A 19,251-nucleotide genomic window follows, 5' to 3' on the forward strand; every position below is an offset into this window, starting at 1 on the left:
CCGCTACAACACCTTGGAAACATTGAGAAATCCATTGCGCTCCCGATTGGCCGCCGTAATGGATTTCTCCGACCCCATCGCCACCACATGCCCATTCCGCGCCACCTCCTCGAGGAGGTCCGCAGCCGCCGAAAAATCGGCCTGCGACGCCGACAAAACCTGCTCCCGCCGGGCCTGGCGGTACTCGTCGGTGACCCCGGTGAGAGTGCGGACGAGCGCGGTATACCCCTTCGCATCAGGTAGCATATACGGGTCGAGATCGCCGATTGTGCCGATGATCGACCGCTCTATATCGGACTTGCTGACACCCTTGCGCAAGAAGGCCGGCGCGGCGTCGTAGACGTCGAGCGTCGCCACCAGATTCGGGTCGCGGTAGGAGCCGAATGCGTATGTGTCCGACAGGGGATTGAAGCTCGCGAACCCACCATAAGCACCGCCTTGCACACGCACCTTGTCCCAGAGATAGGAGGTGCCCAGGAACTTGGTGACCACCGACAGCGCCCCCGAAGGTTCGTGCCCGAGCTTTTTGAGGTTCACCCCCTTGGCGACGTAATTGACCTGCGCGGGGATGGTCAGGCCCTCATTGGCCGGGGCGGGGAGCGGCGACCAGTCGGCGCGGGTGAAGGCGTGACGAGGAAGCCCCTTGAGGAAGGATTCGAGTTCCCCGGCGAAGGCCGGCCAGGCCGAACCGTCGGTGGTGACGTTGACGATGGCGGCGCCGGCGTTGACCAGGTGCTTGCGGATGTCTTCGAGGGCCGATTGGACCGAGGGCCAATCGGTTTCGATCCGCGCGGCGAGATCGCGCAGGAACAGGAGTTGGGTGATGCCGCCAGTCTGCTCGCCCAGCCAGTCGGCTTCGTGCAGCGTCGAGCGGAGGCGGGCGAAGACGTATTGATGACCGGCCGGAACCAGCGAGGCTTCGGCGCGGGCCTTGTCTTCGGCGACGATCTGGCGGATGCGGTCGCGATTGTCGAGGCGGGCGTCGGTCAAAATGTCATTGACGATGGCCAGCATCTCGCCGGTCTTGTCGCTTACCGCCTTGGCGCGGACCAGCAGATAGGCAGCGGCTTCATTGCTCCCCAGGATGGGGGAGGTGAGGCGCGAGACCGCGACCCCGCCCGTAGAACGCCCGATGCGTTGGGTGAGGGCGACGAAATCTTGGCTGGAGGTGCCGGTCTGTTTCAGTGCCCGCGAGAAGATCGGGAGATAGGGCAGCAGCTCGCGCGGCAGGGTTTTGAGATCGAAGCCGAGATCGAGATAGACGATGCCATTGGTGGCAAGGTCGTGGAACAGGGTGCGCACGCCCTCGACGGCCAGCTCCTCGGTGGGAATGGTCGCGCCCTGGCGCGGCAGGTCGCCGACGGTGAGGGTCGGGATCTTCGCCAGATCCTCGGGCCTGTCGGCGGCGTTCTGGAGTTGCTTGAGCTTGCGCGTGGTTTCGACGGCGGCCGCTATGTCGTTGTCGTTCATCGCGGTGCGGGCGGCGTCGAGGCGCGAGCGCTCGGCGGCATCCTCGCGCTCGGCCTGCTCGCGGTCTGGGCGCAGCACGAGGGTGGTGCGGTGGGTGTTGTCGAGCAGTTCGGACCGGATCATCGCTTCGATGACCTTTTCGCCCGACGCGATGCGCGCCTTGAGAGAGGAAAGCGCGTCTTCAAAGCGCAGGCCGTCAAGCGGATTGCGGCCATAGAGCCATTCGGAAAGCGCGCCGAAGAAATAGATCAGCCCGCGCGGCTGGCCGCCGGTGTTCTTTTCGCGCAGCTCGAATTCGAGGGAGTTGAGGGTGGCTTCGATGGTGGCGTCGTCGATGCCATGCTCGGCCAGATGGGCGAGCGTGTTGAGGATCAGGGTTTCGACCTTTTCGGCGTCTTCGGCAGAGGTGTTGCGCAGGCCGAAATTGAGGACGGGCTGGGCCAATTCCATGCCGGTCGAGATCACCGCTTCGCCCAGCCCGGATTCGGTCAGGGCCTTATGGAGCGGCGCGGCGGAATTGCCGACCAACGCGCGGCGCATGACCGTGCGGGCGAGCTGGGTTTCGATATCGCCACTGGGCTCGAGCATCCAGTTGAGGGTGACGAAGCTCGAACGTGGATTTTCCGTGTCGGAAGGATAGGTCTTTTCGATGTGGCGCGGCTCGGCAAAGCGCGGCTGGGGCGGAATGGCGGGCGCCCTCTCGCCGCGCTCGAAACGCGAAAGCACGGCGTCGAGCAGTTCGAGGCGCTTGGCCGGATCGTCGTCGCCATAGAAAACGATCTGGGCGTTGGACGGATGATAATAGCGGGTGTGGAAAGCCTTGAACTGCTCATAGGTGAGGTCGGGCATCACCCTTGGATCACCGCCGGAATAATTGGCGTAAGTGGTGTCGGGAAAGAGCGACTGCAGGGCATAGGCGTAGTTGACCTGGTCGGGCGAGGACATGGCGCCCTTCATCTCGTTGAAGACCACGCCTTTAAAGATCATCGGCTCGGCCGGGTTCTCGACCTCGTAATGCCAACCCTCCTGCTGGAAGGTCTCGCGCGAGAGCAGGGGGAAGAACACCGCGTCGAGATAGACTTCGGTGAGGTTGTAGAAATCGGCAAGGTTCTGCGACGCCACCGGATAGACGGTCTTGTCCGGGAAGGTCATGGCGTTGAGGAACGTGTGCAGCGAGCCCTTGAGCATTTCGACGAAGGGCTTCTTGACCGGGAATTTTTCCGAGCCGCAGAGCACCGAATGCTCGAGGATATGCGGCAGGCCGGTGGAATCCTCGGGCGGGGTGGCAAAGGAGACACCGAACACCTTGTTCTCGTCATCGGCGATGAGCGAGAGCACTTCCGCCCCGGTCTTTTTGTGCCGGTAGAGCCGCGCCAGCGCGTTGACCTCCCCGATCTGTTCTTCGGTCAAAAGGTCGAAAGCGGCGTGATGGGGCATGACGGGCTCCTCTTTGGCGGGATGTGTCGCTAACACTTAAGAGCCCTGCATGGCGTTGCCAAGGCGCTGCCGCTCAGTGAGCGGCAGCCGAGGCATTTGCGGCGCGATGGTTGCGTAGGGCGAGAAAGACGACGACCGCGAGCAGGGCGATGATCGCGGCGGCGGTGAGCAGCACGATGCCATGGGCATCGGAGAAGGCGGCGCGGCCGGCCTGGACCAGCAACTCGCCATCGGCGCCCAGGCGCTCGGCGGCGATCATGGTTTCGCCGATGGAATTGGCCGCGCCTGCCTCCACACGATCGGCCAGGACGGCGGGGATGCGTATGGCATTGGCGTAGACCGAAGAGAGCAGGACCCCAAAAATGGAGATGCCGAGCCCAGCGCCCAATTCATAGCCGGTGCTTTCCAGCGCCCCGGCGGCACCGGCCTTTTCGGCCGGGGCGCCGCTCATGATGGCGATGGACGAGGCGGTAAGCCCAATGCTGAGTGCGAGGCCGAGCACAGCCATGAGCGCGATCACCTCCCAGCCGGGATTGTGAAAATCGCTCAGCCCCAGACCGGCGAGGCTTGCGGCGGCAACGAGCAGTGAGAAGGACGCCACCGACCGCAGGCCCAGGGTCGCCGTGATATATCCGGCGATGGGGCCGCCGATGGCGGTGGCAGCAACCAGCGGCATCATGAACAGGCCCGCCTCGAGCGGTGAGCGACCGACAACGAACTGGAGCTCCTGAGCGATGGTCAACTCGACGCCGGCGAGCGCGCCGGAAACGACGATGGCCATGACGATGCCCATGGTGATGGCTGGCCGGGCGAAGAGCCCCAGATCCAGCATCGGCTGGCGCGAGCGCATCTGCTGGCGGGCGAACCAGCCGAGCAGGGCGAGACCGGCGGCAAGGCTGGCGAAGGTGACGAGCAGATCACCCGACGGCTTGAAGCCGGACTTGATGGCATAGACCGTGGCGATGAGGCCGGCGATCAGCACAAGGGCCTGCCCGATGCTCCAGCGGCCCCGGCCTTGCGGCGCGGTGCGCGGCACCGTGAAATAGGCAAGCGGCCAAACCAGCAGCATGATCGGCACGTTGACGAGGAACACCGAGCCCCACCAGAAATGCTCGAGCAGGAACCCGCCGGTCAACGGACCGATGGCGGCGCCGGCGGCCCCGACCGTGCCCCACAGCCCGAACGCGATGCCGCGCTCCTTCTCATCCTCGAAACTCTGGCGGATGATGGCGAGAATGTTGGGCATGATCATCGCGGCGCCGATCGCCAGGAAGACCCGTGCGCCGATGAGCGCTGCAGCCGAGGGCGCGAAGGCGGCGGTGGCGGAGGCGACCAGGAAGACGGCAAGGCCGGTGAGCAGCATGCGGCGGTGGCCGATGCGATCGGCCAGCGTGCCCATGGGGACGAGCAGGCCGGCCATCATCAGCGGATAGATGTCGATGATCCACAGGATCTCCGTGCCGGTGGCGCCCAGCGCCAGGGTGAGGGAGGGAACGGCGATGTGCAGGATGGTCATATCGATGACCACCGGGATAAAGGCCAGCATCACGGCAAGGAGAACCAGCCATCGATTGCGGGGGGCAGACATGAGAACCTCTAAGCGGTAGCGATTTGCATTGTCGGACTGCGGGGTATATAAAACCGTCCAGACGGATTGAAAAGAGGCGAAATGGGCAGAAGGCAGACAATCGACCGAGGCGCGTTGCTGGACGCGGCCGAACGCGTGGTGATGAGGGAAGGCGCGGGGCAACTGACCATCGACGGGGTGGCGGCCGAAGCGAGGGTCTCCAAGGGCGGGGTTTTATATGCGTTTCCCACCAAGGATGCGCTGATCGACGCCATGTTCGACCGCGTCTTCGCGGCCGGCGACAGGATCGCCGAGGCGGTGGTGGCGCGCTCGGGCGACACGCCCGAAGCCCGCATAAGGGGGTATGTGGAGGCCAGCCGGGACGCCGCCGACACCATGACCGAGCGCAGCATCGCGCTGATCGTCAATTTCATGCGTTCGCCGCAATACCGGGCCAGCGCCAACGAATATTACGGCAAGCTGCTGGGGCAGCTCGATACGTCCACGCCGCGCGGACGGAAGGTGCGGCTGGCGCTCCTGGCCGCCGAGGGCGCATTCCTTTTGCGCGGCTTCGATTTCCATCCCATCGGCGAGGACCAGTGGCGGGATATCCACGACGATATCCTCGACCTATTGCTGCGGTGAGTCGTGGGTTTGCATTGAGGCTGGTGGCTCTGGCCGGGGCTACCGCTGGATTCAGGGAGCAAGTCCCGTACTCCATCGGCAGGCTATTGATGAGGAGACTGTCGGTTTGGCCCTCAGGCTTGTTCGAACCTGGCCCTTGCCTCGGCAACGGCTGACTGGTTTTCGGCGGCCCAGTCGGCCAGCGCGTTGATGGGGCCGAGGAGGGATTTGCCTAGATCGGTGAGGCCGTAATCGACGCGAGGCGGGATGATGGGGGTGACGGTGCGCTCGACGATGCCGTCCTTTTCCAGCTCCCGCAGTACGGCGGTGAGCGATTTCTGGGTGATGTCGCCGATCTCGCGCTTGAGTTCGGAAAAGCGCATGGGGCGGATCGCCAGCATGGACACAACCAGGACGGCCCATTTGCTGCCAATGATGATGAGCAGGTCCCGTGCCGCGCGGCAGTCGGGATGTGCTCCGTCGAGATGGATCGGTTTCGCCAAGGATACCTCGGTATCGAAAAAGTGCCGTCTTGCGTCGGCGATTACATGCTGTACCTAGGGTGTGGTATCCAATCGATACCACAGTTGCCAACCGATACAAGCACTCATGGCGAGAGCAAAGATGAAAACGTGCCTGTTTGCGCGGGTGTGTTCGCTCGCGCCGGAAAGGACCAAATGACCGTCAATCTCAAGATCATCATCGGCAGCACGCGGCCCGGACGCGTCGGCCCGACAATCGCGCGCTGGGTGGAAGCGTTCGCTTCGGAACGGGAACAATTCGACGTCGAACTCGTCGATCTGGCGGAGGTCGGGCTGCCGCTGCTGGACGAAGCGGCAATACCGTTTTTCGGGCAGTACCAGCATGAGCATACCAAACGCTGGAGCACGATTGTTTCGCAGGCCGATGCGTTCGTCTTCGTCACACCTGAGTATAATTTTTTCCCGCCCGCCAGCCTTGTGAACGCCATCCAGGTGCTGCTGGCCGAATGGGGGCGCAAGCCGGCCGGGATCGTGAGCTATGGCGGGATCTCGGCCGGCTTGCGGTCGGCCCAGGCACTGCGCCAGCTTCTGGGCAACGTCAACGTGCACGCCCTGGCGCAGATGGTGCCGATTCCGAACTTTGCCGAGTTCATCGGGGAGGACGGGGTGTTCCGTCCCAACCAGCCGATGGAGGAAGGGGCCGCAGGCATGCTCGAGGAGCTTCATAAATGGGCGGCGGCCCTCAAGCCGTTGCGGCAGGCTGAGGCCGGGGACGGCGCCCATACCGAGGCGGCGTAGTGCTGCGATTGGAAACCGCTTGATCTCAAGTGGACTTGAACTTTTATAAGGCTGCTCCTTGGTAAAAACCGGAGCGCCTTATGTCCGTTACAGAACCAAATGAAACCCTCACCCAGCAGGGACCGGATGCGCGTGCCTGGCTCGCGCTGGCTGTCCTCACCGTGCCGATTTTCATGGTCGCCATCGACATGTCGGTGCTGTTTCTTGCGCTGCCATCGATTGCCGCCGATCTGGCGCCCACGGCGACACAGCAACTCTGGACGCTCCATATCGGCGACCTCTTGAGTGCCTCGCTCGTCCTTACGGCGGGCACGCTGGCGGATCGGATCGGGCCGCGCCGGCTTTTGGCAATCGGCATGATCGCCTATGGCAGTTTTTCGCTGCTGGCGGCGTTTTCGCCCAACGCAGAGACCCTGATCCTGGCGCGCGGGCTGATCGGGATCGCCGCGGTCACCGTTGCGCCGGCAACCATGGTGCTGTTGCGCCATGCTTTCCCAACCGACCGGCAGCTCGCGACGGCAGTGGCGGTGTTCATGGCCGCGTTTTCGGGAGGCGCCGCATTCGGGCCGCCCATTGGCGGAGTGTTGCTCGAACATTTCTCCTGGGGCGCCATCTTCCTGGCCAACGTGCCGGTAAGCATCCTTGTCCTGGCGGCGATGCCGCTTCTGCCCGCGATCGGAACGGGCAAAGGCGGACCCATAGATCTCTTGAGTGTAGGCCTCTCGCTCGCGGCCATCGCGCTTCTGGTTTATGGATTGCAGGAAATGGCGGCGGCGGGTTTTGCCTGGTCCTACGCGCTGATGATCGCGACCGCGGTGTTGATCGGCGCGGTATTCGTGCGGCGGCAACTGAAGCTTTCCGAACCCATGTTCGACATGCGCCTTTTCGCCAATCCGGGCTTTGCGGCGGCGCTGACGATGCTGCTGCTGTTCCTGATGGCGCTGGGCGCCTGCTACATGCAGTTCGCGCAATACCTGCAATCGGTGCTGGGCTTTTCTCCGCTGGAGGCGGGAGTGCTGCTGACCATTCCGGCAGCGCTGCAGGTCGCGTCGACAGTTCTGGCGCCGCGCCTGCTCGACTGGATGCGGCCGGCGACCGCCATTGCCGGCGGGGCGGTGCTCGCTCTTGCCGGCGCCATCATCGTTCTGGTCGGTATGTCGCTGCCGCGCGAGGTGGCGAGCGTGGTTCTGGTGCTGGGGGAATCGATAACCTCGGTGGGCGGCGGTCCGATCTTTGCGCTCAGCGCCGGAATCATCATCGCCAGCGCTCCCGTTAATCGCACGGGTGCGGCGAGCGGCGCGCAGGAGGTGGCGGGCAGCCTCGGCAATGCGCTGGGGTTGGCGGTGGGCGGGAGCCTGGCGGTGATCGTCTATCAGGCGTCGCTGACGGTCGGGCCGGACGCACGGGAAGCAATCGAAAGCGTGGGTCGGGCCGTGGCGCTGGCCCAAACCCTGCCCGGCGCCGAGGGACGGGCGTTGCTCAAAGCAGCGCGGCATGCCTTCACCGACGCCACCTATACGGTCTATCTCTATGCCATAGTTCTCTATCTCGGCTTTATCGCCGTAACGTTGGGAGGGCTGCGAAACGTACGGCTCGACAACGCGCCGGCTGGTTGAAGGAGAGGGGAGCATGCCCGAAGACGTTCTCACCATCACCCAAGTTTCGCGGCGCTCCGGCGTCGCGGCCTCGGCGCTGCGCTATTATGAGGAACGCGGGCTGATCGCCGCCGAACGCATCGGGAGCGGCAACCGCCGCTTTCCGCGCCATACCCTGCGGCGGCTGGCCTTCATTGTCTTCGCGCAAAAGCTCGGCATGACGCTCGACGAGATAAAGGCCGAACTCGACAAGCTGCCGACAGATCACGTTCCCACCGGCCGCGACTGGTCGCGGCTGTCCGAGCCCTGGACGTGCCGGATCGATGCGCAGATCGCCCAGCTCAAGCGCCTCAAGGAGGGGCTTTCCACCTGCATCGGCTGCGGCTGCCTGTCGCTCAAATCGTGCAAGGTGCTCAATCCCGACGATGCCGCATTCCAGGGCGGCTCGGGACCGCGCTACTGGATCGAAGACCCTCGGGGAGAGCAATGATGTCCAAACTGCGCAAATTCACCGCCGATCGCCTTGATTGGCAGTCGTTTCCAGGCAAGGCCATTGCCATTGCCCAAGCGGTCGCCGAGGAGGACGGCGGTGACCTCAGCGCGTATTTTGCAAGGCTCGGCAAGGACGAAACCGCCGATCTGCCCGTCCCCTACGCTGAAATATGGGTGGTGATGAGCGGCGCGCTCACCCTCCACTCGGGCGGGGAAACGTTCACGGCCGGGGCGGGGGAGGTGCTTCACGTGCCGGCGGATACGCCGGGGGAGGTGGCGGTGGAGGCCGATACCGAGCTGGTCTGCGTGTCGGTGCCCGCCCATTGAAAAAGGGCGCCTGGTGGGCGCCCTTTAAAGGTTGGATCAGAACTCGGACCAGTCGTCGTCCTTGACGGCCGCGTTGCCGTGACTGAGGTAGGTCTTGGCGGCGGTGCGCACGTTCTGCTGCAGGCTCTTGGCGCCGGCGGCCGGAGCCGGTTCGGGCTCGGCCTGGCGGCGGGTTTCGGTGAGCGTGAAGACATCGACCACACGGTCGAGTTCGACCGCCTGGCGTTCGGTCTGCTCGATCGAGGCGTTGATCTCTTCGACCAGGGCTGCGTTGTGCTGGGTCATCTCGTCCATCTGCCGGACCGCGACATTGACCTGCTCGATGGCGGCGGCCTGTTCCTGGCTGTCGCGGGCGATGCCGTCCATCAGCGTGTTGGTGGCGCGGATAGCTTCGAGCATGGTCGAGAGCTTACCGGCAGCTTCGGCCACGAGCTTGGTGCCGGCATTGACCTCCATGGCGCTCTGGTCGATCAGCGCCTTGACCTCGCTGGAGGCTTCCGCCGAGGACTGGGCGAGGCGCCGCACTTCCACGGCCACCACGGCAAAGCCCTTGCCCGCCTCACCGGCGCGTGCCGCTTCGACCGAAGCGTTGAGGGCCAGGAGGTTGGTCTGGAAGGCGATGTCGTCGATCATGCCGATGATGTTGGAGATCTTGGCCGAAGAGGTGGTGATGCGCTCCATGGCGTGGTTGGCGTCGGTCATCACCTGACCGCCTTCCTCGGCGGCGCGGGAGACGGCGTTGGCCTTCTCGCTGGCATTGCCGGCCTTCTTGGCGTTGTCGACCACGGTGGTGGCGAGCTGCTCCATGGCGGCCGAGGTTTCCTCGATGGTCGCCGCTTGCTTGATGGTGCGCTCGGAGAGGTCGTTGGCGCCCGAGAGGATCTCGCTGGTCGCCAGTTTCAGGGCGTTGGAGGTCTCGCGGAGCTGGCCGACGATCTCGCCGAGCTTGTCGGCCACCGAGTTGATGTCGGATTTGAGCTTGGAGAAGGCGCCCTGATAGTTCCCTTCCATGCGGCGGGTGAGGTCGGTATTGGCGAGGGCGCCCAGAACCTGGCTGGTTTCGTCAAGGCCCTCATCGACGGTCTCGACCAGGGTGTTGACCGAGCCGGCGAGCGCGTTGAGCTCGGCATCGGGGAACTTGGCCGGAACGCGCTTGGAGAAATCGCCGGCGATGGCGGCATCGACAACATCGCCGAAAGCCTGCTGCAGCTCGGCCATCATTTCGGTGCGGGCCTTCTGGTCGGCGAAGATGCGGGCGGCTTCGGCCTCGGTCATCTCGGCGACTTTCTTGCCGTTCTCGCGGAACACCTCGACGGCACGGGCCATGGTGCCCAGTTCGTCGGCACGACCGGTGCCGGTCACTTCCACGTCGAACTGGTTGTCGGCGATCTGGACCATCTGGGCGTTGAGCGCGTTGATGGGCTTTGTGAGGCTGCGCGAGAGTAGCCAGCCGGCAACCGAGAGGAAGGCGATGATCGCAATGGCGATGCCGCCGCTCGTGATCACGTTGTTGGTGTAGATCGCGTCGATGTCGGTCTGGAGGACGCCGGTGCCGATGGCCCATTCCCAGGGCGCGTAATTCTGCACATAGGTGAGCTTGTCCACTTCACCGATCTCGCCGTTGCCGGAGAAACCGAAGGTCGTGAAGATCGAGCCGTTGAGACGGGCGCCGTCGGTATATTCCTCGATGAACCGCTTGCCGTTGGAATCGGTGCGGTCGCGCATGTTGGTGTCCACGACGTCGGGGTTCTGGTTGACCACCATGATGTAGTCGTGGGTCACGGCGAAGACGTAGTCGTCGCCCGAATAGTTGATCGCGGTCAGAGCGGCCTTGGCCTGCGTCTGGGCCTCCTCAAGCGTCAATTCGCCGGATTGGACACGGGCGTTGAAGCTATCGAGCATGGAAACGCTCGCCTGGACGACGCTCTGGATCTCCTGCTTTTTAAGCTCGATCAGATTGCGGTGGGTGCTGGAAAGCTGGAAGCTCGCAAGTGCGACGAGGCCGACGACAAACATTACGAGCAAAAACGACATGCGGCGGCCGATGCTGCCGGTGACGATCTTGAGCATAGTCAAACTCTATAAATGAGCCGTATGGCTCCGAACGAAGATTGGAGTTCGACCGATGGCCTCGGACGACGATGTCGACCGAAGCTGGCCCGCCGAACCCCGCGAGCCTCCCCCGCGGCGCAACGTGGAGCAACTTCGTTAAATTAAAGACAAGGCAACCGGCACAATGGTGCTGAAGGCGCAGCTAAAACGTGTCCAGCAAAAAGCATGTCCTCGGCTTGGCCGGGAATGGGCACGGTTCTGCGGTTCGGACACGCGACAAGTCCTCGCTTCTAGGCGCTCAGCGCCAGCGCGGCATGATTGCTGCGCTTGATGCCGAACATGCGCTCATCGGCCCGCTCGAGACTCTCCGGCAAGCTCAACCGGCCACCGGGGCGCCATTCGGTGATGCCCACGCTCGCCGATACCGGTACGTCCCGACCTTTCCACTTGAGAGGCGTATCGGCAAGGGTGTCTGTGAACCGTTGGGCGATCCGTACCGCCTCGCTGCGGTCGATATCGGGAAGCAGGGCGCAAAACTCGTCGCCTCCCAGCCTGGCAAGGATGTCATCGGCGCGCAAAAGGTCGCGGGTGAGATTGGCGATATGGATCAGGGCGGCGTCGCCTGCTGCATGGCCGTACCGGTCGTTGATCGACTTGAACTTGTCCAGGTCGATCATCATCAGCACTGCGCCGGTGTTCGTGTGCCGCGCCGATTTCTCGCAGATCAACATTTTTTCGCGCAGGCCGCGCCGGTTGGGCAGGCCGGTCAGATCGTCGCTGGTGGCGAGCTTGATGAGGTTCGATCTCATCTGATCGACCACCATGAGAAGGAAGCCCAGATGCCAGATGCTGCCGCCGATGATGGCGCAAACCAGAAACCATGCGGCGAAATCATAATAGGAGTCCGTCGAAAGCAGGCCGAAAAGGCGCAACGTATTGGAAACCGCTTCCCCACTTTGCCCGAGGATGGCGATCGCCGGGGCTGCGATAGCCACGCTTGCTCCCGCCGAACCCCTGCCATGACGCCAGAGGGTGGCGACCGCCATCGCCAGCGGGACGATTTGGCTGATCGCGGCGATGATGTTGATCGTGATCTGGCTGTATCCGAATGCGGCCAAGGCGGCCCATGTGGTTGCAAGAACTGCGCCGACCACGGCGGCGCTGAAGCGCCGGCCGTAAAAAACCTCGAGTCCCTGCCACATGATGGCAAAGCTGCCGGCGACGAGGGCCAAGCCCATGTTGGCCAGGCCGCCCGCACCTCCCAGAAAGAGCAATGGCCCGCTGCAGCAACTCATCAGCAATCCGGCGAGCCAATAGCGGGCGGCCTTTATGGAGGGATGTTTGTAAGCGAAGAGCAGCCAAACGACGGCAAAGCTTGCCGAGTTGAGCAGGATGATGACGTACAGGGTAACGAAGTCGAGTTGCATGCTGTGCCGGAATCCAATTCCTTGTCCCGGTCCGATAACCGAGGGGCGCGGAGCGATCGCCTGATTGGAGTACAACCGATCTGGCGAGCAGAACCCTAACCGCAAGCGTAAGCTTTTATCTAAGTGTGAAACGGGGGCAGAGGAATGCACGCCGGCTGCCACGGTGAACGCAAACAACATCGTGAAACTGTATGGACTTGGGCCGCCCCGGCCATCACATTGTGGGCAATGCAAAAAGTGGGAGCGTGAGAGTATGGCGGGACGACGGCTGGTCGCAACCCTGATGGCGCTGACGGGAGCAGTGGCGCCCATGGCGGCAATTGCCCAGCCTTCGCCCGAGCGCTGCGCGGCCATCGGGCCGGCCACCGAACGGCTGGCATGCTATGATTCCCTGTTCCGGTCCGATCAGTTCACGGGAGGGGACGAGACCGAGGATACGCCCGCCCAGGGCATGTGGGCGAGCGGTGTGGAAGTGTCCCAGATCGAGGGGACGGAGCTGCCCTTTGCCACACTGCAATCGGAACAGCTTATCCCGGCCATGCCGCGCGGGCGGGCGCCGGCGCGGCTGACGATCCTTTGCCAGGACGATGCGCCGGTGGTTCAGTTCGCCTTTGCCGGCCAGTTCATGGGCACACCCACCTCCCAGAGCGGGACGATCACGCTGCAATACGACCGCCAGCCGCCGCGCAGCCAATCACTTCAATTGAGCCCCGACCGCATGGCGATCGGGTTCTACGAGCCCGACGCGGCGCGGGCGGTGATCGACCAATTGCTGCAGACCGAAAGGCTCTATGTGCGCGCCACGCCCCAGGCCCAGCGGTCGGTGACCATCAGCTTTCTGATGGAAGGAATCGAGGCGGCGATCGAGCCGGTGCGGGACGCCTGCGGGGTATAAGATTGCTTCACATTAGTTTGACAGTGGGTCTATAAGATTGAGGAACACCGAACGGTTCAGCGGCGTTACAAAGCGATCGCCGTTGCCTCCGCGACGGCGATTCCTCACAGACTAAATCCATTTTCGATAGGAGATTGCTCATGGCGACGCGGTACAAATCAGACGCGGGCCGGGCTTCGATTGCACGGATCATTGCCGGGGGCGCCGTCGCGGCCGCTCTCATGCTCTCAACGAGTCTCGCAACGGCGCAGGTGACCCCGGTCGAGGTTCCCCAGGGGCAGAACGACCTCTTCTCCTCTCGCGTTTTGACCACTGCCTTGTCCAACCCCTGGGCAATGCGCTGGGGGCCCGATAACCAGGTCTGGGTGACCGAGCGCACCAGCGGGGAAGTGACGCGGATCGATCCGACGACCGGCGCACAGCAGCTTCTTCTCACCATCGAGGACGTCTATACCGGTCCCCAGCACGAGGGCCTGCTCGGCCTGGCGCTGCACCCCGAACTGCTCCAGGACACCGGCAACGATTATATCTACCTGTCCTATACGGTGAACAACGGCACCGCCGAGGAACCCGATCCTTCCGCGCAGATCGTGCGCTATACCTGGGATAACACTCTCCAGCAGCTCGTCGACCCGCAGATCGTGATCGAGGGCCTGCCGGCCTGGAACGACCACAATGCCGGGCGCGTCGTGATCGGGCCTGACATGAAGCTCTATTATTCGATCGGTGAGCAGGGCGCCAATTTCGGCCGCAATCTGCGCCGTCCGAACATGGCTCAGGTTCTGCCGACCGCCGAAGAGGTCGAAGCCCAGGATTGGCACACCTATTCGGGCAAGATCCTGCGCATGGAACTCGACGGTTCGATCCCCGAGGACAATCCCGAGATCGAGGGCGTCCAGAGCCATGTCTATAGCTATGGTCACCGCAACCCGCAGGGCATCAACTTCGGGCCGGACGGCACGCTCTATGAAGTCGAACACGGTCCGGCCTCGGACGACGAGTTCAACATCATCCAGCCGGGCGGCAATTATGGCTGGCCCAATGTCGCCGGGTTCATCGACGACCAGGCCTACACCTATATCAACTGGAGCGAGGCGCCCGAAGGCGTGGACACCAACACCGATCCGCTGCCCGACGATGTGCCGCAATTCGCCGAAAGCGATTTCGAGGGCGAGATGGTCGATCCGATCGCGACCTATTTCACAGTCGAGGATGGGTATGAGTTCGGCCAGATCTGCGGCTATATCTGCGATCCCACCGTCGCGCCCTCCTCGGTGCTCTATTACGAGGCCGGGGAAGACGGCATTGCCGAATGGGACAATTCGATCCTGATCCCGACTTTGAAGCACGGCACGCTCTATGTGCAGCACCTGACCGAAGACGGCCAGGAAGCCGATGGGCTGCCCGAAGCCTGGCTTTCGACCCAGAACCGTTATCGTGACGTCATCGTTTCGCCCGACGGGCGCACGGTGTTCATCGCGACCGACGCCTTCGGTTCGGCGGCCCAGAAGTTCGGCGAAGGGCTCAACACTTCGGTGCTGCACAACCCCGGCTCGATCCTGATGTTCACCTATGGTGAAGAGGGCGGTTCGCTGGGCGTGACCACGGGCAACTATGCGGGCGCCACGGCGACCGGCGGTGGCGAGAACGTGCAGGAATGGGAAGACCCCAACACCGGCAACGAGGCTCCCGCCGAAGGCGAAGAGGCCGCTGGTGACGAAGCCGCCGCTGCTGGCGTGACCGAAGAGTCCGACGTGACCGAAGTGGCCAATCTCGGTGCCCCGAAATATGCCGCCAACTGCGCCATGTGCCACGGCCCTGCCGGCCAGGGCGGCGCGGGCGCGGTGCTCGCCGGCAATGGCGAACTGGCCGATGCCGAATTCGTCGCCAACACGATCGTCCACGGCTTTGGCTACATGCCGGCCTTCGGCAATCAGCTCAGCGACGACGACATCGCCCAGATCGGCACCTTCATCCGCAACAATTGGGGCAATGATTTCGGTGTTCTGACCACCGAACAGGTTGCTGCCGCGCGCTGATCGCTGGGAAATAGTTGCGAGTTCTGAAAGAGGCGGGAGCGTATCCGGCCTCTTTTTTTGGTGCGGTGTCGGAACTGGGGGTGCGGGTGCGTCCTTGTGGGGTCAAGCACAAGGAGAACCATCATGAGTACACTCAAGGACAAGGCCTCCTCCGCCATGGTCGCCGTCAGCGATATCGACCGGGCCAGGGCGTTCTACAGCGACACGCTGGGACTCGAACTCGAAGAGGACGGTATGGGCGGCGTGCTGGTCTACAGGACCGGCTCGACCTATCTGCTGGTCTATCCGTCCGACTTCGCGGGGACCAACAAGGCCAATGCGGTGGTGTGGGATTGCGGCGAGGATATCGAAGCGATCGTTGCCGATCTGCGCGGCAAGGGCGTGCGCTTCGAGCACTACCCGGAGATGGGCGCCGACTATGCCGATGGCATCCACAAGGCCGACAATTTCCGCATGGCCTGGTTCAAGGACCCGGACGGCAACATCCTGCATTTGAACAGCGCCTGAGGGCGGCTCAGGCGGCGGCGGGGCTTCCCCGCCGCCAGCGGCGCTTGGATGCGGCGACGATGACGCGCTGCATGACGATGAAGCCGAACAGCAGGCCGCCGATGACGATCTTGGTCCACCAGCTCGAGAGCGTTCCGTCGAAGACGATATAGGTCTGGATCATCCCCTGGATGAACACTCCGACCAGCGAACCGAGCATGAAGCCAAAACCGCCCGAAAGCAGCGTTCCGCCGATGACCACGGCGGCGATGGTGTCGAGCTCGACCCCGACGGCGGCCAGAGGGTAGCCCGAGGAGGTGTAGAGGGAATAGACGATCCCCGAAACGCCGGCGAGGAAGCTCGAAACAGCGTATATGCCGATGGTGGTGCGGGCGACGGGGACCCCGAGCAGGGCGGCGGACTGCGGATTGCCGCCAAGCGCATAGACATAGGACCCGAAGCGGGTGCGGTGGCAGACGATGGTGCCGACCAGGAACACGACCAGCATCAGAACGCCGTTGAAGGTGAGGCGTCCGCCGCCGGGCATGACGTAATAGAGCTGGCGGATCCAATCGTAGAATTCGTGATCGACCGAGATGGAATCCTGGGTGAGCAGGAATGTCGCGCCGCGCGCCAGGAACATGCCTGCGAGGGTGACGATGAAGGGCGGCACTTCGAGGTAGTGGATCATGGCGCCCATGGTGGCGCCGAAGGCGGTGGTGACCAGCAGCGTTAGCGCAAAGGCGGGCAGCGGATGGATGCCGGCTTGCGTCACCAGCACGGCGATCAGCACCGAGGAAAAGGCGATGACCGAGCCCACCGAAAGGTCGATGCCGCCCGAAAGGATCACGAAGGTCATGCCGACCGCCGCGACGCCGAGGAAGGCGTTGTCGGTCAGAAGGTTGCCCAGGACGCGGGTGGAGAACAGGGCCGGGAACTGCATCACCGCCAGCCCATAGGCGAGGACGAAGATGGTGATGGTGGCGACGAGCGGCCAGTAGCGCGGATTCATCTTGGGCTGGCCTCCGAAGGCTTGGCCGCAGGGCGCGGGGCGCGGGAGCGGGTGGCGAAATGCCAGATGCGGCTGGCGAGAGGCGACTGGACGATAAGGATGACGATGATCAGCGCCGCCTTGACCAGCAGATTGAATTCTGGCGGGAAGCCGGAAACCAGGATGCCGGTGTTCATGGCCTGGATGATGAGCGCGCCGATGACCGACATGGGAATCGAGAACCGCCCGCCCATGAGCGATGTGCCTCCGATCACCACGGCGAGGATGGCGTCGAGCTCGAGCCAGAGGCCCACATTGTTGGCATCGGCGCCACGGATGTCGGCAGCGGCGATGATACCGGAAATGGCGGCGCAAAAGCCGGCGAAGGCATAGACGCCGACGAGCAGTGAGCGGGCACGCAGGCCGGCATAGGAGGAGGCCGAGCGGTTGATGCCCACCGATTCGATGAACAGGCCCAGCGCGGTCATGCGCATCACGGCGGTGGTGACGGCGGCGAGCACGACCATGATGATGATGGGAGTGGGTAGGCCCAGGATGGAGCCCGAGCCCAAAAAGATCAGGCCCGGATCGTTGAAGGTGACGATGAAGCCCTCGGTGATGGTTTGCGCGATGCCGCGCCCGGCAACCATGAGGATCAGAGTGGCGATGATCGGTTGCAGATCGAGGACCGAGACGAGGACGCCGTTCCACAGCCCGCAGAGAAGGCCCACTCCGAGCGCGGCGAGGATCACCAGGATCAGCGCGTTGCCATCGCCCTGGACCATGGTGGCGGCGACGGCGCCGGAAATGGCCATCACCGCGCCCACGGACAGATCGACGCCGCGCGTGGCGATCACCGCCGTCATGCCGATGGCGAGGATGGCGACCGGGGCGCCGCGATTGAGGACGTCGATCAGCGAGCCGTAGATGCGGCCGTCGCGGATGAAGAGATTGAAAAAGCCGGGAAAGAGAACCCAGTTGATCAGCAGGATCGCGGCGAGGGCGATGAATTGCGGCTTGATGAGCGAGCGAGTCATTGGGCGGCCTCCGGCTCGCTGGCGATCATTTCCATGATGGCGGTGGTGTTGATGGCTTCGCCCGTCAACTCGCCTGCGATGGCGCGGTCGCGCAGGACGAGGACGCGGGAGGAATAGGCGGTGATCTCTTCAAGCTCGGACGAGATGACGAACAGGCTCATGCCCTCGTCGCACAGGCGGTTGATCATGCGGATGATCTCGGCATGGGCGCCCACATCGATGCCGCGCGTGGGTTCATCCAGGATCAGCAGCTTGGGATTGGTGGCCAACCAGCGGGCGAGGACGACCTTCTGCTGGTTGCCGCCCGAGAGGAATTTGACCGGCTGTTCCGGGCCGGTGCAGCGGATATCGAGGGCCTTGATGAAGCGGTCGGCGAGTTCGGCCTGCTCGGCGCCCGACATGGGGCGCATCCAGCCGCGATGGGCCTGCAGCGCCAACATGATGTTCTCGCGCACCGAGAGATCGCCCACAATGCCGTCGAGCTTGCGGTCTTCCGGGGCGAAGGCGAAATCGAGCGCGATGGCGTCGCGCGGCTCGTTGAGGCGGGCGGGCTTGCCCGCGACGGTCAATTCGCCCGTATCGGGTTTGTCGATGCCGAACAGCAGCCGGGCCATTTCGGTGCGGCCGGAACCCAGGAGACCGGCAACACCGACGATTTCGCCCTTGTGAAGGTCGAGATCGAAAGGCGCGGCCTTGCCGGCGAGGGAATAATTGCGAAACGCGGCGTATAGCTCGCCGGGCTGGCGGGTGGCGCCGATGCGCATGGCGTCCTCGTGCTCGAGCGCTTCGCCCAGCATCATGGTGACTAGATCCATGCGCGAGAGCCCGGCGATGGGGCGCGAGCCGACGCGGCGGCCGTTGCGAAGCACGGTGACGCGGTCGGAGATCTCATAGACCTGATCGAGGAAGTGGGTGATGAAGACGACCGCCAGCCCGCGCGTTTTGAGCTGGCGGATGATGGAAAAGAGGATTTCCACCTCGTGGCTGTCGAGGCTCGCGGTGGGTTCGTCCAGGATCAGCACCTTGCCGGAAATGTCGACGGCGCGAGCGATGGCGACGATCTGCTGGATGGCGACCGAATAGGTGTCAAGCTGGGCGCCAACATCGATATCGAGATCGTAGCGGGAAAGGAGGTCGCGGGCGTCGCGCTCCATCCTGCGGGTGTCGACGAAGCCCATCCGCATGGGCTGGCGACCGATATAGAGGTTTTCGGCGACGGTCATGTTGGGGAGGAGGTTGACCTCCTGATAGACCGTGCCGATGCCCAGCTCCTGCGCGTGGCGGGTGTCGCGTGGATGGATGGGCCTGCCCTCGAGCGTGATGGTGCCGGCATCGTGGGTGTAGGCGCCGGTGAGAATCTTGATGAGGGTTGATTTGCCGGCGCCGTTTTCGCCCAGCAGCGCGTGGACCTCGCCGGGATAGAGCTCGATGCCGACATTGTCGAGAACCTTATGGGAGAGGAAGGACTTGTCGATTTGCGCGGCGGCGAGGAGGGGGCTGGGTTCGGGCATTGTTTCAATCTTCGTCGCGGT

General features: G+C 63.7%; 16 protein-coding genes. 8 read left to right on the forward strand and 8 right to left on the reverse strand.

Features of this window, described 5'->3' with window-relative positions:
- Positions 1–3: 3 nt before the first annotated feature.
- Together NO932_RS05275 and NO932_RS05280 are read right to left on the reverse strand one after the other, a co-directional pair.
- On the reverse strand, positions 4–2,907 hold the full coding sequence (locus tag NO932_RS05275; protein WP_309210049.1) for an insulinase family protein: 2,904 nt from the start codon (positions 2,905–2,907) through the stop codon (positions 4–6).
- 73 nt (positions 2,908–2,980) lie between these two features.
- On the reverse strand, positions 2,981–4,495 hold the full coding sequence (locus tag NO932_RS05280; RefSeq protein WP_309210050.1) for an MFS transporter: 1,515 nt from the start codon (positions 4,493–4,495) through the stop codon (positions 2,981–2,983).
- A gap of 81 nt (positions 4,496–4,576) precedes the next feature.
- Here NO932_RS05280 and NO932_RS05285 point away from each other — a divergent pair, with 81 nt between their 5' ends.
- Positions 4,577–5,119 (forward strand): TetR/AcrR family transcriptional regulator, encoded by a 543-nt coding sequence (locus NO932_RS05285; RefSeq protein WP_309210051.1) that lies wholly within the window; start codon positions 4,577–4,579, stop codon positions 5,117–5,119.
- A gap of 113 nt (positions 5,120–5,232) precedes the next feature.
- Here NO932_RS05285 and NO932_RS05290 read toward each other — a convergent pair whose 3' ends face one another.
- The gene (locus NO932_RS05290; RefSeq protein WP_309162135.1) at positions 5,233–5,601 is read right to left on the reverse strand and encodes a helix-turn-helix domain-containing protein; all 369 of its coding nucleotides are present in this window, start codon (positions 5,599–5,601) and stop codon (positions 5,233–5,235) included.
- Between the two features lie 174 nt (positions 5,602–5,775).
- Between NO932_RS05290 and NO932_RS05295 the strand changes: the two genes are divergently transcribed.
- From NO932_RS05295 to NO932_RS05310, 4 genes are all read left to right on the forward strand, one after another.
- The gene (locus NO932_RS05295) at positions 5,776–6,378 is read left to right on the forward strand and encodes an NAD(P)H-dependent oxidoreductase (RefSeq protein ID WP_309162134.1); all 603 of its coding nucleotides are present in this window, start codon (positions 5,776–5,778) and stop codon (positions 6,376–6,378) included.
- An 80-nt stretch (positions 6,379–6,458) separates the two neighbouring features.
- Positions 6,459–7,994, forward strand: a complete 1,536-nt coding sequence (locus NO932_RS05300) for an MFS transporter (protein WP_309210052.1) — start codon at positions 6,459–6,461, stop codon at positions 7,992–7,994.
- 13 nt (positions 7,995–8,007) lie between these two features.
- A complete protein-coding gene (soxR, locus tag NO932_RS05305) occupies positions 8,008–8,463 on the forward strand; it encodes a redox-sensitive transcriptional activator SoxR (protein ID WP_309162131.1) in 456 nt (151 codons plus the stop codon).
- The gene (locus NO932_RS05310) at positions 8,460–8,792 is read left to right on the forward strand and encodes a cupin domain-containing protein (RefSeq protein ID WP_309210054.1); all 333 of its coding nucleotides are present in this window, start codon (positions 8,460–8,462) and stop codon (positions 8,790–8,792) included. Before soxR ends, NO932_RS05310 begins: the two co-directional genes overlap by 4 nt.
- 36 nt (positions 8,793–8,828) lie before the next feature.
- Here the strand turns inward: NO932_RS05310 and NO932_RS05315 are convergent, their stop codons facing one another.
- A complete protein-coding gene (locus tag NO932_RS05315) occupies positions 8,829–10,862 on the reverse strand; it encodes a methyl-accepting chemotaxis protein (RefSeq protein WP_309210055.1) in 2,034 nt (677 codons plus the stop codon).
- 272 nt (positions 10,863–11,134) lie between these two features.
- Positions 11,135–12,271 carry a GGDEF domain-containing protein gene (locus NO932_RS05320; protein ID WP_309210056.1) on the reverse strand — a complete coding sequence of 379 codons (1,137 nt, stop codon included), beginning with the start codon at positions 12,269–12,271 and terminating at the stop codon, positions 11,135–11,137.
- A 253-nt stretch (positions 12,272–12,524) separates the two neighbouring features.
- On the opposite strand from NO932_RS05320, the gene NO932_RS05325 reads away from it, so the two are divergent.
- The 3 genes from NO932_RS05325 (at position 12,525) to NO932_RS05335 (ending at position 15,712) form a co-directional block, all read left to right on the forward strand.
- Positions 12,525–13,166 carry a type VI secretion system-associated protein TagO gene (locus NO932_RS05325; RefSeq protein WP_309210058.1) on the forward strand — a complete coding sequence of 214 codons (642 nt, stop codon included), beginning with the start codon at positions 12,525–12,527 and terminating at the stop codon, positions 13,164–13,166.
- A gap of 140 nt (positions 13,167–13,306) precedes the next feature.
- Positions 13,307–15,205 carry a glucose/sorbosone family PQQ-dependent dehydrogenase gene (locus tag NO932_RS05330; RefSeq protein ID WP_309210060.1) on the forward strand — a complete coding sequence of 633 codons (1,899 nt, stop codon included), beginning with the start codon at positions 13,307–13,309 and terminating at the stop codon, positions 15,203–15,205.
- 123 nt (positions 15,206–15,328) lie between these two features.
- Entirely contained in the window at positions 15,329–15,712 is a 384-nt protein-coding gene (locus tag NO932_RS05335; RefSeq protein ID WP_309210061.1) for a VOC family protein, read from the forward strand.
- A 7-nt stretch (positions 15,713–15,719) separates the two neighbouring features.
- On the opposite strand, the gene yjfF is transcribed toward NO932_RS05335, so the two are convergent.
- The 3 genes from yjfF to NO932_RS05350 are packed head-to-tail and all read right to left on the reverse strand — an operon-like array spanning position 15,720 to position 19,230.
- Complete coding sequence (yjfF, locus tag NO932_RS05340; RefSeq protein WP_309210062.1) at positions 15,720–16,703, reverse strand: galactofuranose ABC transporter, permease protein YjfF; 984 nt, start codon at positions 16,701–16,703, stop codon at positions 15,720–15,722.
- Positions 16,700–17,719, reverse strand: a complete 1,020-nt coding sequence (locus NO932_RS05345; RefSeq protein WP_309210063.1) for an ABC transporter permease — start codon at positions 17,717–17,719, stop codon at positions 16,700–16,702. Before NO932_RS05345 ends, yjfF begins: the two co-directional genes overlap by 4 nt.
- The gene (locus tag NO932_RS05350; protein ID WP_309210064.1) at positions 17,716–19,230 is read right to left on the reverse strand and encodes a sugar ABC transporter ATP-binding protein; all 1,515 of its coding nucleotides are present in this window, start codon (positions 19,228–19,230) and stop codon (positions 17,716–17,718) included. The genes NO932_RS05345 and NO932_RS05350 overlap by 4 nt, the downstream gene beginning before the upstream one ends.
- Positions 19,231–19,251: the final 21 nt, after the last annotated feature.

The sequence above is a fragment of the Pelagibacterium sp. 26DY04 genome (genome assembly GCF_031202305.1).
In the GTDB taxonomy this organism is placed as follows: Bacteria; Pseudomonadota; Alphaproteobacteria; order Rhizobiales; family Devosiaceae; genus Pelagibacterium.

Excerpts from the sequence above, each read along its gene's own strand:
- NO932_RS05300 (WP_309210052.1), top strand. The coding sequence starts at position 6,459 with ATGTCCGTTACAGAACCAAATGAAACCCTCACCCAGCAGGGACCGGAT.
- NO932_RS05295 (WP_309162134.1), top strand. The coding sequence starts at position 5,776 with ATGACCGTCAATCTCAAGATCATCATCGGCAGCACGCGGCCCGGACGC.
- yjfF (WP_309210062.1), bottom strand. The coding sequence starts at position 16,703 with ATGAATCCGCGCTACTGGCCGCTCGTCGCCACCATCACCATCTTCGTC.
- NO932_RS05350 (WP_309210064.1), bottom strand. The coding sequence starts at position 19,230 with ATGCCCGAACCCAGCCCCCTCCTCGCCGCCGCGCAAATCGACAAGTCC.
- NO932_RS05330 (WP_309210060.1), top strand. The coding sequence starts at position 13,307 with ATGGCGACGCGGTACAAATCAGACGCGGGCCGGGCTTCGATTGCACGG.
- NO932_RS05285 (WP_309210051.1), top strand. The coding sequence starts at position 4,577 with ATGGGCAGAAGGCAGACAATCGACCGAGGCGCGTTGCTGGACGCGGCC.
- NO932_RS05320 (WP_309210056.1), bottom strand. The coding sequence starts at position 12,271 with ATGCAACTCGACTTCGTTACCCTGTACGTCATCATCCTGCTCAACTCG.
- NO932_RS05325 (WP_309210058.1), top strand. The coding sequence starts at position 12,525 with ATGGCGGGACGACGGCTGGTCGCAACCCTGATGGCGCTGACGGGAGCA.
- NO932_RS05275 (WP_309210049.1), bottom strand. The coding sequence starts at position 2,907 with ATGCCCCATCACGCCGCTTTCGACCTTTTGACCGAAGAACAGATCGGG.
- NO932_RS05315 (WP_309210055.1), bottom strand. The coding sequence starts at position 10,862 with ATGCTCAAGATCGTCACCGGCAGCATCGGCCGCCGCATGTCGTTTTTG.
- NO932_RS05280 (WP_309210050.1), bottom strand. The coding sequence starts at position 4,495 with ATGTCTGCCCCCCGCAATCGATGGCTGGTTCTCCTTGCCGTGATGCTG.
- NO932_RS05335 (WP_309210061.1), top strand. The coding sequence starts at position 15,329 with ATGAGTACACTCAAGGACAAGGCCTCCTCCGCCATGGTCGCCGTCAGC.
- NO932_RS05310 (WP_309210054.1), top strand. The coding sequence starts at position 8,460 with ATGATGTCCAAACTGCGCAAATTCACCGCCGATCGCCTTGATTGGCAG.
- NO932_RS05345 (WP_309210063.1), bottom strand. The coding sequence starts at position 17,719 with ATGACTCGCTCGCTCATCAAGCCGCAATTCATCGCCCTCGCCGCGATC.
- soxR (WP_309162131.1), top strand. The coding sequence starts at position 8,008 with ATGCCCGAAGACGTTCTCACCATCACCCAAGTTTCGCGGCGCTCCGGC.